The organism is Flavobacterium frigidarium DSM 17623, from assembly GCF_000425505.1.
Lineage (GTDB): Bacteria > Bacteroidota > Bacteroidia > Flavobacteriales > Flavobacteriaceae > Flavobacterium > Flavobacterium frigidarium.
The window spans coordinates 279,264-293,647 of sequence record NZ_KE384392.1 but is presented as its reverse complement, the minus strand read 5'-3'; the positions used below and the strand labels follow the sequence as shown (position 1 = coordinate 293,647).

The window sequence follows — 14,384 nt, the reverse complement described above, 5'->3', positions numbered from 1 at the left end:
TAACTAATCCTAATAGTCTGTTTCTTAAGGATTAGTTGTGGTAGCATCTTGAGCCAAACTTATCTCACCTGATCTTTTTTCCAAATCTTTACCTAATAGGTATAGTGCATCACCGTTTGCTTTTTCATTTTTAATTAGTATCGGATCCTGAGGATTGTCAGGCTGAGTAGGGTGCGTGGGCATATATAGTGATATGCAGGTTCCTTCATTGACACTTAATAATTCTGGCATCATGTCTTTAGTAAGTAAATTCAAATAGTTTTGATTTATTAGTTGTTAAATAATTATTTACATTGTTCTATTTTCATGAGGTTAATTTATTTTCTTTGAGGATAGAGAGAAAAATATACAAGCTATTCAAATTGTAGTTTCTACCTATTTAGCAGCAATGGACTTGCATATTTAATATTAGGTTACTAAATTGAATGCTACTGTCGTATTATTATTGACTACAACTTGTAAGTAAGTCTGATACATTGGGACCGTTCTAAACGGATAGCAGTAGATGGGTATGATAAATGATATTTTATCACCCTTAGCAAATACAACGATTATCCTAATTGGTAATATGCTGATTTTGTGAAGTTAGTAGTGCATCTAAAACAGATTTTAATTTGCCCTATAGTAGCTTTTTTTAAAATGGATCGTTTAATCCACTTACACGAATTAGTTTTTTATTTACAAAGCATATTAATCTAAGATATCAGCACTTAAGTTTATTTCTCCTTTTGCTTCAGGCAGGAGTTTACCCATTTAAAAGGTGAAAGTTTTCGCAAGCTCCGGTTTCTGGATTCGCATGAATTTAGCTACCTTATTTAGCAAATCAGCCCCTTGCTGATAGCTCGTTTCTTTCCAATAGGGATAAGCTAGATGTGCTTTCGCCACTTTAGTATCAACTGTTTTCTCTGTCATTTCTTCAAATGACATCACTGCCTGGTTTGTGTTTGGATTAACTGTTTGAATGGACATATTGACTCGTATTTAATTACATAGTCTGCGGAAATATTCCGCAACCGTTTTGAAATCATTTCAAAAAGAATTCATCACTTTGATTGCTCAAAATGGATACGCTACATTTTTCATGTATGGCTTTAATGCGATTTTAGTGAAGGTAGTACCTTAAGCGACTAATGCTATTACACAATTACAAGGAATAGTTACATAATTCCCATAACTAGAAAATTGGGGGGTGGTAAAAGTTATTACGAGCTAGGGTTATTTTTGAAAAAGATGTATGCTTTTCTCATTTCTAGTAATCTGTTTGTGAGTGGAGATTCTCTTGACTTGATGCGAAAGTTTGGTATTTGCTGGTTTATTTTCCAATCCAGTTTCAATAGCAAAAAAATAGTAGCACATAGAGTCAAATTGTATTCTATTAATTTTCTTGCTACTCCTTGTCTAAAAAAGAATAGGTCTATAGACCTGCTATACACAAGGTTTTCTTAAAAGATGGCTCAAGATGCGGACCTCTTGGAAGTAAAATGGATAGTAATAAAACAGTAAATTATATAGACAATCGAACTTAGTTAGTAATAGATTTGAGTAATTTTACAAAAAAGGGATAGAACAATACCCCTTGTCAAATCAATTTTATGCAAACTAAGAATTCAAATATACAAATCAGACAAGAACTCATAAACAGTATCGTACATGGTTTTGGAATTATTTTTGGTATTGTAAGTATTCCTATCCTAATAGCATTTGCCATTAAAAGTGATAATACTTCTGGCATTATTGGTGCGGCTATATATGGCTTTTGTTTTTTACAACTTTTTACTTTTTCTACACTCTACCACGGAATCCAGCATGCTCAGGCAAAACGCACACTTGAAATCCTTGACCATATTAGTATTTTCTTCTTGATAGCAGGTACGTACACTCCGTTTTTACTTATGTATATGCCTAATTCTTTTGGTATAACGTTGCTATCGGTTTTGTGGGGTCTTACAGTAGCGGGAATTATTTTCAAGATTTTTTTTACAGGAAAATGGAAGGTTTTTTCAACACTAATTTACATAGCAATGGGTTTTCTTATGATTGTTGGCGGACGTACTTTCTTTGAAAGTATTCCCTCTAATATCCTCACAATGATTCTAATTGGAGCCGCACTTTACCTTATGGGTGTAGTTTTTTACTTATGGAAGAAATACCGTTACAACCATGCTGTCTGGCATTTTTTTGTGCTCGCAGCTTCTGTTTGTCATTACGTAGCTATTTTATTGGCAGTAGTGTCGAATTGATTAAAAAATGAATTGGGTTATAAGAAAATAAAAGACGCAACATTAAAGGAGGTAATGAATAGGTTAACGGTAAAGAAAAAACAATTGATATTCGATTAAAAGGAAGTTCGAATTCCGGAATAGGATAAACCAAATATCAGAAAGCGGCAGTTATAAGAAATAACTACTTAATAAGTAATACGTTTTATTTGATCTTTATGTAATTCAATTCTTCAAATAGGAGGAACGCTGGATATATTGAAAACAACAAAAAATAAGATATTGACGAGTACTAAATTTAGTTTGTGAGTAAGTGCTTTAAGTAATAATGATAAGCATGTTGGGAATATCGCCTAAACATTGATAAAATTACTACTAGGTTTCTACGATAGTCAAGCGATAGCGTTCTGTGGCTTTTTGTAGGTTTTCTGAAAGGGATTTTAACCAAGTCATGTGATTGGCTATCAAATAAGCTTCTTGAAGACCATGAAGCGTTTCGGTATCTAATTCGGTATTACCTAGTCTGATATTTTCATCTCGCACATTTGATAATTGCTGATATTTACCAAACAACTTCTCCTCTGCATCTTCAACAGTTTCATGATAGACTTTTTTCTTTATTTGGGTATCGTCTAAACTATCGAATGACATTTGTAAGGTATTGGAAATCTTGTTGATGAGTATATTAAATTCTATAGAAGCAGGTGTGGTTTGATGATTGCTGATAAAGTTACCAATGGACGCGATGGCAGAAACCATCGTTTGGCTAAGCGTCACAATTTCATAAATGAGTTCAAATTCTTTCTGTTTCGATTTTGGGTCTTGAGTTAGTCGCTGAAAAGCAGTATTTAAATTACTAATGGCAAGAAAGGCTTCTTTCCTCGCCAAACTATAGGAGAATTTGTGTTTAGAGGGATCTTGATACAGCTCTTGTGTTGCTAAAAGGTATTTTTCATTCATTTTTAAAGCGTTCAGAAGTACCTGTTTTAAATTATTGACTTCCCAACTAGGCACAAGTAGATAATTAGCAACGACAGCAATCGTGGCACCAATGATAGTGTCGATCACGCGATATTGAATCACTTCAAAGGCATTAGGATTGATTAAGGAATACACAAAGATGATACTGATGGTGATCAATGCGGCGGCAAACTTATAATTCTGCTGAATCAATGCAAATGCGAATACTAATGAAACAAATGCAAGTGCCATATAAACCACTGCATTTTGAGTAAGCAGCACAATACCAACAGCGATAGCCGCACCAATGAGTGTGCCGATGATACGATCTTTCGATCGCTCTTTGGTTAGGCCATAGCTAGGTCGCATTATAACAATGGTGGTCAGCAAAATCCAATAGGTGTTTTGGATGTCAAAAAGAAGGCCTAATAGATAAGCAAATACTATCGCAATGGTAAGACGCAAGGAATGTCTAAAAATGGTGGAATCTAAACTGAAATTTTGAACAAGGACATTCAGTCTGTATTCCTGAAGCGTTAAAAACTGACTCGAATCTTGTTTTTTTAAGGATACTTTGGAAGCCTCTTTGACATTAGCCATTACACGTCTGATAACTCTGATTTCTTGTAGGAGTTGCTCTTGGTAATCGTATAGATTTTTCAATACCAAAGCACCTTCACGCGCTTCAGGTAACTTGACGGTATCAACGTAATTTTTGATAGATTCGTTGGCTTCTGCTAATGCAATTAATAGAATATCTTTATTTGGTATTTTATCATTTTGAACCAATAATTCAGACAAACGTATGAGGTGGTTGCCCATGATTTTGCTCAGATTTTTTGAAGCATTTAGGAATTCTTTATGCTTACCAAAAACGGTATCGATCATTTTGTAATCCAAATGTTTAGCTTCTATCAATTCGAAGATATTGATGGAGGATATTAAGATCAATAATTGCTCTTCTTCATAATGGGAACGTCCGGAACGTTTACGTGTGGTAAGCAGTGTTTCTCGCAGTGTTTCCTGCTTCTCGTTGATTTGATGTTGCAGTGCGAAGGTTTGTTTAAGATGTTCGTCACGCTTGGTCTTTTTTGTTAATAATTTGGCTCGTATTTTTAGGTATTCACCAATAAGAAGAAGCGTATCTGACAATAGCTGATTCTGATCTTTAACGGGCGCAAGTTTTTGAAAAACAAAGGATACGACCAAATACCAAAGTCCGCCAACCCCCATTAAGGCAACCTGAAGCAAAATATCATGCGCTGTTTCTTTTTGAATAGCAAATGCTATAACCATTGTCAACAAGCCGGAGAAGGATACCAAAGACGCTCTAAAACCATAAACCGAAAGCAGGGACACAACAAACGTAATGACTGTAATTGCCAACAATAAAAGAGGTAGGAATGGTTTTGAAAATAAGATTATAGCTGTAATAACCATCATTAATCCAATACTGACTAAAATGGCATTAAACTTACGTTTGCTGCTTCCCAGAATGTCGCCTGGCGCATTTAAAAAGGTACCGACAACAATAGCTGTAGCATATTCAAAATACCCTAAAAAGTACAGTAGGGCAAGGGGTACAGCAATCCCAAATCCAATCCGAATTCCTCGATCAAAGCTGGAACTTTTTAGAAATAATTCTAGTTGTTTGAGTTTTTCCTTCAAGCAGTTATCTTTTTTGATTCTAAAGATAGAATAATTGAGGTAAAAGAACGTCTGGTAAAGTTTTTTTTAGTTATTATTCGATAGGTGCATTTAAAAGAATTGAATCAAATGAAATAGTTGTATAAAGCTTTTTAGGTGTCTGCTGATTTCCCTCAGTAGCGCTACATACTAATATAGCTCAGTAATACTCATCTTTATAAAAGTAATACCCATCTTATTTGCTTGTTCAGATTTCTTTAAATAGACTTTAGCTTTAACAGTCTCTAATTTAGAGGGGCGAGTAAATAACATCGAATAAGTTTCTTTTAATGACCGACTTTTTATTACATCTAAAACAATGTCCTTCTATTCGCAAAAATTTAAAGTAATCGGGTTAAATGAATTGATTGACATCGTAATGCTATAAATTGTTTGCTCTTCCTGTGCTTGAAAAGTCCCAAATATTCTGTCTCAAATAATAAATGTTGATTCAAAATTCTTATCTAAGTACTTATCATTTGTTGAATGATGAACGCTGTGATGAGATGGTTTAACAAAAATAAATTCAATTGGAGCTGATAATTTTCTAATATATTTGGTATGAACCCAGAATTGATAGAGTACCTTGATTTGATCACATATAAAAAAAGAACATGGTAAAATCCCGTTAAAACTACTGAAATAAAAAAATGAATTTAATGTGTTGTGTCCAGCCCAACCTAAAAGCGACAGACAAGTTGTATTTTTCTGAATTATGATGTGTAACATGAGTTGCCCACCAAAAACGATTAACATGGATTAATCTATGGGACTAGTATTTAGAAAAATCTATAGCACTAATACAAAAAGTATAGGCCCACCATTCTCTTGGGATGCTTCATGAAACGATATTGAAAAAAAATTATATGACTCCAAAAATACCTATTTTAAATAAAGCGGTGATACCAACATTTACAAGTTCTATAAATGTGGCGGATATGGTGTCTAAGCTATTGTGATATCCTTTTTTTGAACAATGGAGAGAATTCATTCCGATCTAACAAGCAAAATCAGTGGAATTACAGCAATTTGGATAACATTCAATCCTGTCAATTGGTCGAACAACATTTCCATAGCGAATGGATTTTATTTCATTTATGACTTATTTAAATTTATGGAGGCGTTGTTATTTAAAAATAGTACGAAAAAATCCTTCGCTACCTTTATTAACTTTTCTATGTGTAATTGATCTGATAACGATTTCAATTAAAAATGACAGTGCCAGTATTCCCAAAAACAAATAAAGTATAGTATATGAGTCTTCAATAGAGTATATTAAAAACAGCACAATTACTCCTAGTGTCGTCAGCAGAGCAGTAATCACCATAAATTTTGATGCTTTAGTTTGCTGAATAACTTTAAGATGGCCTAAATGGGTTACTGCATGAATAAACAATACTGTAATAGAACCTACTGCAGCTATTTGTAATAAATTCAGGAATACTATCAATAACGCTGTCACTATTACAGTTACAAATAAACCCTCTCTGGTAGATCCAATTGCTTTTGCAAAGAATCCGGGTAACTGACCCTCTTTTGCCATTTGATACGAAATATTAGTTGCAGCATATAGTACAGCGTTAATAGATGATGATATCGCAAACAATGCGGCAATTGAGATAATAGTAAACCCAATTACTCCAAAAATAGGTTTAGCAGTTTCAGCCAAAGCAAAGTCTTTTGCTTCAATTACTTTGTCCACTTCCAGATTGCCAAATACAGCAATTGCCAATGCAGTATATAGCACCATTGTAATAGCAATTGAAATGTAAATTGCTCTAGACAAGTTCTTTTTCGGATTAACAATGTCTTCCGCAGTATGTGTAATTATTCTAAATCCTTCGTATGAAAAGAAGGTTATGGCGATACTAAAGAGTATTTTATTAGATGAAGGGTATAAGGCTGGTGCCATTAATTGCGGTTTCATATTGATTAAACCTGCAGTGGCAAATCCAACTAATATTATAATGGTAATTATGATTGCTATATTCTGAAATTTAACTATCTTTTTTATTCCGAAATATTGCACTATTCCAAGTAATGTCATTATCGATAAAGCAAAGATGTTAGTGTATAACAAAGACCCATTTAAATTTAATAAAGCTGTAGTATAACTTCCAAAAGCCTTGGCCAATAATGCCAGTGAAATTAGGGTTGCTAAATACAACATAATACTTATTGCACCAGTAAAAATGTTTACACCAAAAGACTTGACCACATATTCTACAATACCCCCAGCAGCGGGGTAGCGTGCTCCCAGTTTCGCTAAGGAGTACCCGCTAATTGCAGCGACAAGGCCTCCTAGAATGAATGAGATGTAAACCGCTTTTCCTGCAATTGCTCCAGCCTGTCCCATAAGGGCAAATATTCCCGCACCAATCATGGCTCCAACGCCGATTCCAACTGCCGACCATAAACTTATTTTTTTTGTAGAATTACTCATTTTTAAAAATTGTTTAATCTATTTTTTTAACACGGTCGCTATGCCTTTTTTTATTCTTATTTGATACTCACGGTATAATTTTTCATTAATCTGTTGCTTTGTACCTTTTTTTACACTTATTGCCGACTTCAGTTCTTCTAAAAACCTGCTTATTTATTTTTTGTTTTTGGACACCCATCCTAAAGAAAATATCAAATATGCAACTCTTAGAGACTTGATTTAGGTTTTTAGACAGTTTGATATCTTTTGAAGGTGTGTTCATCACAGCCACTAGTTTTTTGGATGAATGATGACGGGATACAAAATGATTATTTAGAGTGTAGTGGTATTCTTTTTACCTATTTTTTTCAAGAAATTCATATAGGATTATTAAAATCCATAGAAGTAATCCTTTACATCTTATAAAAGTGGCATAGGATAGTAGTGGTAATCGTTGTGATTCATTCAGTTGTTATTCTGTTAACTACCAATTTAAAAAGAAGATCATTTTTCCGTTTTTTTATAAAATTACTCATACCTAAATGAGGGAACTGATTCACAAGCGATTTTATGTGTTCATACAAAATCGTGAGGATACTCTCATACTTTACAAACAGCTCTTTGATAAATCCTTTGCTGTCATTTTTAGCAAGGATGGGATAAGCTTCAATAAGCGATAAAAATTGCTAGTACATAATGATCAATAAGCAAGATACGTTTAGCAACATTGTCTATTGCTAAATTGTATTTCAAAGAATTGATGCTAATCCTATCACCAGGATTCTTAAATGTTCATAGTGCATTTTTTCTTTTTATATAAATTACAGTTTTTACCTAGCAAAACTCTTATTATAAAGTGTGCCAATTCTTTTCAATAGCGTACTCTATTTCCTATGTGTGTTCACCTAATTTTATCTTTCATGATTTTGCATCCTTCCAAGAATGGTCTCTAGGGATGATTTTATTTTTTCTATGGCACCTGCCACAGCATTTTTGGTAGTATCTGCGTCACAAGTAACCGCTATTGGATCTTTGCCTTCTATTCTAGCTTCCAGTATACATTGTATATCATTATGGCCTTCTTTTTTCCCATTTTCGTCTGATAAATGCACTTCTATTCGGGTAATATGCGATTGGAATCGGTTTAGCTTTTCGGCGATCAAAGACGTAAAATAGTCTTCTTGATTTTCGTCACCAGAGATTGTTTTGTCTGTGTTGAATTGAATCTTCATTATTGTTTTTTTTTTATATATTATATTTTGTCTTCGTCTAAATCATTATGGTTGTCTCCACCGAGACTGTAATAATTGTTTTCTTCGTCTTCGCTTCCCACATTTTCTTGTTGGTCGTCTAGCTCTGAACCTGGAACATCTAAATCAACACCCGTTTTAACATGTTTAAAGTCCTTTTCGTTCCAAGTTCCTTCCTTTTCGTTTGGTGCTTTATTTTTTGTAATATCTTCAGGATTCAAATCTTTTTCTTCCTTTAATTTTTGATAAATATCTTCTGAAGGTGGATAGATTTGTAAGTCTGCGTATTCAGGTGTTTTAGGAATTTCTTTACTCTCCGTTTCATTATGCGTTCTTACATATTTGTTAAGAAGATCTTCTAAAGAATTATAGTACTCATCAAGGCTTTTGATGGTTACTTCCTCACTCTCCGAATTGTTCTCGGGCATTTCAATAATAAATTTTGATAGCTCTGGATATTCTTGTTTAATTGTAGTAGTAATCTTTATGATGCTTTGTTCTAACTGAATTTTAGTTTTCATTTTTTCTTCTTTTATGATTATACTCGTTCAAGTAAGCAGTGGAATATTTTCTTTACTTGTAATAGACAATGGTTTTTTACCATTATTTTAAAGGTACAAAACTTTAGATGGAGAACGGCCTACAATTATTTTTAATATGATATAATTAAAGGTTTATGGTATTCTTTTTGAGTCGGCTTGGGCTACTTTAAGCAGTTTTGGCAAAAAGAAAGAATTCCAAATCAGTATGATTGTCGTTTTGCATACCTTGAGCCAAGATTTGATCTCGTATCGGTGTATTCCATTTTACTTGAACGTGGAGTATCTGCCTGCAAGAATGACAAGTGGACAAACTGATGTCCGCCAATATAAAAACGGACTAAATATAAATTCGGAATCATATAATATACCATAAACGGGGTAGGGCTGATTTGAGCGGTCTTTATGACATATTGGTTTAGATACATTATGCTTTTTTCTACTTTTCCTTTGTATACCAGTGATTTATAACCACGGTTGTGGCAAATGTGCGAACGATACCGTATGCGCGTTGTTCTGGCTGTGAACTGTTTTTTGCAGTGCTCACAAATTCTGATAACCTCAATGTTAGAACTCATAATGTGACTGATTTTGTGTCCCATTGTGTCTATGTGTGTCATCATTTCGCCAAAAGAAAAGCCAATATGGGAAATTATTTTCGTGGTACAAAAAGGAACAAACCATCTACAAGTAAAGCTAAATGAACAGAAAGAAAAATCCCAGTTAAAATGCCGTTTTATGACATTTTAACTGGGATTCTCTGTCTTATTTTATGATGTTTTGTGAAATCTATTTCCCGATACAGAAATTTGCAAAGATATTACCTAGCAATTCATCGTTAGTAACCTGCCCAGTAATCATCCCAAAATGGTATAAAGCTTCGCGAATATCTAGAGCCATTAAGTCGCTAGAAAGATTAGTTTCGAGTCCGAATTTCACTTTTGAAACTTCGTCTAAAGCTTTAAGTAATGAATCGTAATGTCTTGTATTTGTTACGATAGTTTCATTATTTCGAAGTGCTCCCGTGTTTACAAATGAGAGTAGTTGATTTTTAAGTTCGTCAACGCCAATTTTCTCTTTGGCAGAGATTTTTAAAAGTTTAAGGTTTAAAGTTTCAAGTTGTTTATTGATGCTTACAATTTCATCTTCGGCTAACAAGTCAATTTTGTTTACTACAACTAAAATTGGTTTTAAAGGATATTTGTTTTTTACTTTTTCGATTTCTGTGATATAGTCAAAGCCGGAAACTTTAAACTTTAAACCATCAAACAAAAAGATAACAACTTGTGCTTGTTCGATTTTTTCGAATGTTTTCTTGATTCCGATACTTTCTACTACGTCTAGTGTTTCACGAATACCAGCTGTATCAATAAAACGGAAACCAATTCCGCCAATTGTTAATTCGTCTTCAATTGTATCACGAGTGGTACCGGCAATTTCAGATACGATGGCGCGTTCTTCGTTTAATAAAGCGTTTAAAAGAGTTGATTTCCCTACGTTTGGTTCGCCAACGATTGCTACAGGTATACCGTTTTTGATTACGTTACCAACCGCAAAAGAGTCGATCAAACGTTTCAGTACAAATTCAATTCTATTCAAGAGTTCGTGAAATTGCGTTCTGTCTGCAAATTCTACGTCTTCTTCAGCGAAGTCTAATTCGAGTTCGATCAACGAAGCAAAATTCAATAATTCCTCACGCAGTTTGGCAATCTCATTAGAGAAACCGCCTCGCATTTGCTGCATTGCGATTTGATGGCTAGCTTCATTATCTGACGAAATCAGGTCAGCAACTGCTTCTGCTTGCGATAGGTCTAGTTTTCCGTTTAAGAAAGCGCGCAAAGTGAATTCTCCAGGATCAGCCATTCGACAACCATTTCGCAACAAGAGTTGAATGATTTGTTGCTGAATATAAGTAGAACCGTGACACGAAATCTCGATTGTATTTTCTCCTGTATAAGAATTTGGGCCTTTAAAAATAGAAACCAAAACCTCGTCTAACGTTTTAGATCCGTCGACAATATGACCTAGATGCAAGGTGTGTGTCTTTTGGGTTAATAAATTCTTATTTTTTATAGATTTAAAAACCGAGTTTCCAATGGTTATGGCTTCTTGTCCTGAGATTCTAATTATTGCAATGGCTCCAGCTCCTGATGGAGTCGCTAGTGCTACTATGGCGTCGTTGTTTAGCATGTTTTATTGTATTGGTTGCAAAGGTACTAAAACAAAACATCTAGTAATAATGAAATTCACTTGATTATCACTAGACTCGCGTGAGGGATAGTAGCAAACCGCCAACGCGGTGCGTATAGCCCGACAGCAATCCGGTAAAAGGGTTATGAGCGCCTGCTAGATAGCCCTTTTACAGGATTGCGGGCACGCCCAAAATTCTCTTAAAAATATGATAAAGAGCTGATGATTATCATTTTATTGACGTAACTTTAAAAGTATATTTGAACTGATATTAATATACAAAGCCAAATCATATGAAACGCATCCTTTTTCCAACAGACTTTTCTGTCACTGCCAACAACGCTTTTATTCATGCTTTACAATTTGCTAAAGCTATTGATGCTGAAATCTTATTGCTACATACTTTTGAATTACCTGTTATTGACAACCAAATGTTTCCTCAGAATTATATGATTATTTATGAATCTTTAGAATTATCAAAGTTTGATTTATTCAAGGAGGAAATTCCGAAACTGAAAGCAATCGCATCAAAGTATAATTTAGAAAACATAAAATTGAGTCATCGACTGATGAAAGGTTCGCTAGTTTACGCAATAGAACGATCAGTAACTGAAGATAAAATAGATTTTGTAATTATGGGTACAGAGGGCGCTACAGGTTGGGCTTCTTACTTTGTTGGTACCAATACAGTAAATGTTCTTGACGAGATTAAAATTCCATTGCTTAGCGTTCCATCAGGAGCAGTGTATAATAAAGTGAAAAATATTGGATTTACTACTAGATTTAGAAATAAAGACAAATTTGCTTTAAGAAAAGTCATCCAAATAGCAAATTATTACAAGGCCACAGTTCAATGTCTTTATGTTAAAACTAATGAATCAGATGTTGATGCTGCAGAAATTACCTTGTGGCAAAATGAATTTGATGGTCAAAATATCGTATTTCATGTGGTTAGTAGCAACGATGTTGAAGAATCTATTTTAGATTTTATATTGTATAAAGATATTGATATATTAACAATGCTATCTTACAAGAGAGGATTCTTTGAAGGAATAGTTAACCCAAGTTTGACTAAGAAGTTGACAAAGAACTTTGAAATCCCAATTTTGTCTTTTCCAATTGATTAAGTTTAAAAAAAAAATAAACATAACACTCTGTTTTATAGTGTTTTTAACTGCTTTACTGCAATTTATTAATTAATACTGTTTCTAGCAGCTTTTCTTGAATGTCAAGTTATAGCTGCTATTTTTTTTTTTTGTAGAAACGATTTAAGATTTTATTACATAAGTTATTTGTCACGGAATATTATATTTGTGAAACATAAATTAAACCATGAATATATACCAATCAAATAAGGAGCAATTTTCTAAGGATTTGCTTTCAATTAATAAAAAATATACCACGATAAGTTTTCTTAGATTATTGAGCATTGTTATTTTTATTGGTGCTTTATACTTTCATTTACAACAAACACAAACAGTATATATTGCATTAGAAATATTGTCGTTTGCGACCTTCATTCTCTTAATGCGCTACCATGCAAAGCTATCGACAAAAAGAAAACTTACTGAAGCTTTGATCGAAATCAATGAAAACGAAGATCAGTATTTAGAACATGGGAGTTTGCACTTTGCTAACGGTGCTGTGTTTAATGATTTTCAGCATCCTTATGCTTATGATTTAGATATTTTTGGAGATCATTCATTATTTCAAAATATCAATCGTACTGCAACTTATGTGGGTAAAAAGACGCTTGCAAATCAATTATTAAGTGTTTTGCCTAACGATGAAATTCTAGAGAATCAAGAAGCAGTTGCAGAACTAAGTGCTAAAATAGGTTGGCGTCAAGAGTTTTTTGCTTACGCTAAAGTAACCAAAGATAATAAGCTAAGTTATGATGCGCTACTTGCTTGGAGCAAATTTCCAAGTACGTCATTGCCTAAATGGACTGATATCGTTTCTTATATTATGCCCGTTTTATTTGTAGCAACATTGGTAGCGTACATCTTTACGTCCAATACGATCTTTTTAACGTACTTAACGTATATTTTTATCATAAACTTAGCGATTCTTGGAACATTTTTAAAGCGGATTCAGATCGAAATTGCCAATGCCGAAGATATCGATAAAGTCATAAGTCAATATGCCTCATTACTTGAACAAATAGAAAAAGAAGATTTTAAATCAAAAAAGCTGATTGATTTACAGGAGAGTTTAAAATATAAAGAGGTGAATGCGAGCGTTCATTTGCACAAATTATCTGGATTGTTTTCTAATATGGATACGATTGGTAACTTGGTTGCAGCTTCATTATTCAACGGTTCGTTCCTTTTTAATCTACATGTTTTAAAACGATTATTAACTTGGAAAGAAGAACACGCGAGTGTGCTGGAGCTGTGGTTAGAGGTTATAGGCGAATTTGAAATGCTTAACAGCTTAGGGAATCTTGCCTACAATAATCCTGCTTTTGTTTTCCCAAGTTTAAATAACGAAGGCAAAATAGATTTTAAAAACTTGAGTCATCCTTTGCTTAATTCAAGAAGTAGGGTAGGGAATGATGCCTCTTTTCATCCTCAAAGTTTTATGATTTTAACAGGTTCTAATATGTCTGGGAAAAGTACTTTTTTAAGAAGTTTAGGAATCAATATGGTGCTCTCTGGAATAGGATCGGTAGTTTGTGCTAGTGAGGCAAATGTGCAACCACTACCTATATTAGTTTCTATGCGTTTATCTGATTCGCTTTCTGATAGCGAGTCTTACTTTTTTGCTGAAATTAAAAGGTTAAAATTAATTATGGATGCTCTGGAGGATAAACCGGCTTTTGTATTGTTAGACGAGATCTTGAGAGGAACCAACTCTGATGATAAGCGAAACGGAACAATTGAAGTGGTGAAGAAAGTAATTGCTAAAAACGCAATAGGTGCGATTGCAACGCATGATATTGAAGTATGCTTAACTACTCACGAATACCCTAATACATTGACAAATAAGTGTTTTGAAGTCGAAATAGTAAATAATGATTTGCACTTTGATTACAAACTACGTGACGGAATTTGCAAAAATAAAAGCGCAACTTTCTTGATGAAAAAGATAGGTGTAATATAGTTTTTGTTTAGAA

General features: G+C 33.7%; 10 protein-coding genes and 1 pseudogene. 4 read left to right on the top strand and 7 right to left on the bottom strand.

All coding sequences use genetic code 11. The annotated features are described in order from the left end of the window. Positions 1 to 24 precede the first annotated feature (24 nt). Both H603_RS17635 and H603_RS0114090 read right to left on the bottom strand, forming a co-directional pair. Positions 25 to 255: a hypothetical protein gene (locus H603_RS17635; protein ID WP_211223779.1), complete on the bottom strand. Its 231-nt coding sequence runs from the start codon at positions 253 to 255 to the stop codon at positions 25 to 27. Positions 256 to 753: 498 nt separating this feature from the next. Continuing rightward, the gene (locus tag H603_RS0114090; protein WP_026709219.1) at positions 754 to 969 is read right to left on the bottom strand and encodes an aldehyde dehydrogenase family protein; all 216 of its coding nucleotides are present in this window, start codon (positions 967 to 969) and stop codon (positions 754 to 756) included. 623 nt (positions 970 to 1,592) lie between these two features. On the opposite strand from H603_RS0114090, the gene trhA reads away from it, so the two are divergent. Further along, positions 1,593 to 2,240: a PAQR family membrane homeostasis protein TrhA gene (gene trhA, locus H603_RS0114085; protein WP_026709218.1), complete on the top strand. Its 648-nt coding sequence runs from the start codon at positions 1,593 to 1,595 to the stop codon at positions 2,238 to 2,240. A 354-nt stretch (positions 2,241 to 2,594) separates the two neighbouring features. Here the strand turns inward: trhA and H603_RS0114080 are convergent, their stop codons facing one another. From H603_RS0114080 to H603_RS0114055, 4 genes are all read right to left on the bottom strand, one after another. Then, complete coding sequence (locus H603_RS0114080) at positions 2,595 to 4,847, bottom strand: FUSC family protein (protein WP_026709217.1); 2,253 nt, start codon at positions 4,845 to 4,847, stop codon at positions 2,595 to 2,597. Between the two features lie 1,144 nt (positions 4,848 to 5,991). Further along, a complete protein-coding gene (locus H603_RS0114070) occupies positions 5,992 to 7,308 on the bottom strand; it encodes an APC family permease (protein ID WP_026709215.1) in 1,317 nt (438 codons plus the stop codon). Positions 7,309 to 8,198: 890 nt separating this feature from the next. After that, a complete protein-coding gene (locus H603_RS0114060; RefSeq protein ID WP_026709213.1) occupies positions 8,199 to 8,519 on the bottom strand; it encodes an HPF/RaiA family ribosome-associated protein in 321 nt (106 codons plus the stop codon). A 20-nt stretch (positions 8,520 to 8,539) separates the two neighbouring features. Beyond that, the gene (locus tag H603_RS0114055) at positions 8,540 to 9,058 is read right to left on the bottom strand and encodes a hypothetical protein (RefSeq protein ID WP_245576122.1); all 519 of its coding nucleotides are present in this window, start codon (positions 9,056 to 9,058) and stop codon (positions 8,540 to 8,542) included. A 151-nt stretch (positions 9,059 to 9,209) separates the two neighbouring features. Here H603_RS0114055 and H603_RS17810 point away from each other — a divergent pair. Continuing rightward, positions 9,210 to 9,320, top strand: a pseudogene (locus H603_RS17810) (IS91 family transposase); the annotation flags it as partial. 545 nt (positions 9,321 to 9,865) lie between these two features. Here H603_RS17810 and mnmE read toward each other — a convergent pair. Further along, entirely contained in the window at positions 9,866 to 11,266 is a 1,401-nt protein-coding gene (gene mnmE / locus H603_RS0114050; protein ID WP_026709211.1) for a tRNA uridine-5-carboxymethylaminomethyl(34) synthesis GTPase MnmE, read from the bottom strand. A gap of 293 nt (positions 11,267 to 11,559) precedes the next feature. Here mnmE and H603_RS0114045 point away from each other — a divergent pair, with 293 nt between their 5' ends. Both H603_RS0114045 and H603_RS0114040 read left to right on the top strand, forming a co-directional pair. Continuing rightward, positions 11,560 to 12,393, top strand: a complete 834-nt coding sequence (locus H603_RS0114045) for a universal stress protein (protein ID WP_026709210.1) — start codon at positions 11,560 to 11,562, stop codon at positions 12,391 to 12,393. A gap of 205 nt (positions 12,394 to 12,598) precedes the next feature. After that, complete coding sequence (locus H603_RS0114040) at positions 12,599 to 14,371, top strand: MutS-related protein (protein WP_026709209.1); 1,773 nt, start codon at positions 12,599 to 12,601, stop codon at positions 14,369 to 14,371. Positions 14,372 to 14,384 lie beyond the last annotated feature (13 nt).

What these genes read in the sequence shown, in the direction of transcription:
- H603_RS0114045 (WP_026709210.1), top strand. Translation starts at nt 11,560, where the DNA reads ATGAAACGCATCCTTTTTCCAACAGACTTTTCTGTCACTGCCAACAAC.
- mnmE (WP_026709211.1), bottom strand. Translation starts at nt 11,266, where the DNA reads ATGCTAAACAACGACGCCATAGTAGCACTAGCGACTCCATCAGGAGCT.
- H603_RS0114055 (WP_245576122.1), bottom strand. Translation starts at nt 9,058, where the DNA reads ATGAAAACTAAAATTCAGTTAGAACAAAGCATCATAAAGATTACTACT.
- H603_RS0114060 (WP_026709213.1), bottom strand. Translation starts at nt 8,519, where the DNA reads ATGAAGATTCAATTCAACACAGACAAAACAATCTCTGGTGACGAAAAT.
- H603_RS0114070 (WP_026709215.1), bottom strand. Translation starts at nt 7,308, where the DNA reads ATGAGTAATTCTACAAAAAAAATAAGTTTATGGTCGGCAGTTGGAATC.
- H603_RS0114090 (WP_026709219.1), bottom strand. Translation starts at nt 969, where the DNA reads ATGTCCATTCAAACAGTTAATCCAAACACAAACCAGGCAGTGATGTCA.
- H603_RS0114040 (WP_026709209.1), top strand. Translation starts at nt 12,599, where the DNA reads ATGAATATATACCAATCAAATAAGGAGCAATTTTCTAAGGATTTGCTT.
- trhA (WP_026709218.1), top strand. Translation starts at nt 1,593, where the DNA reads ATGCAAACTAAGAATTCAAATATACAAATCAGACAAGAACTCATAAAC.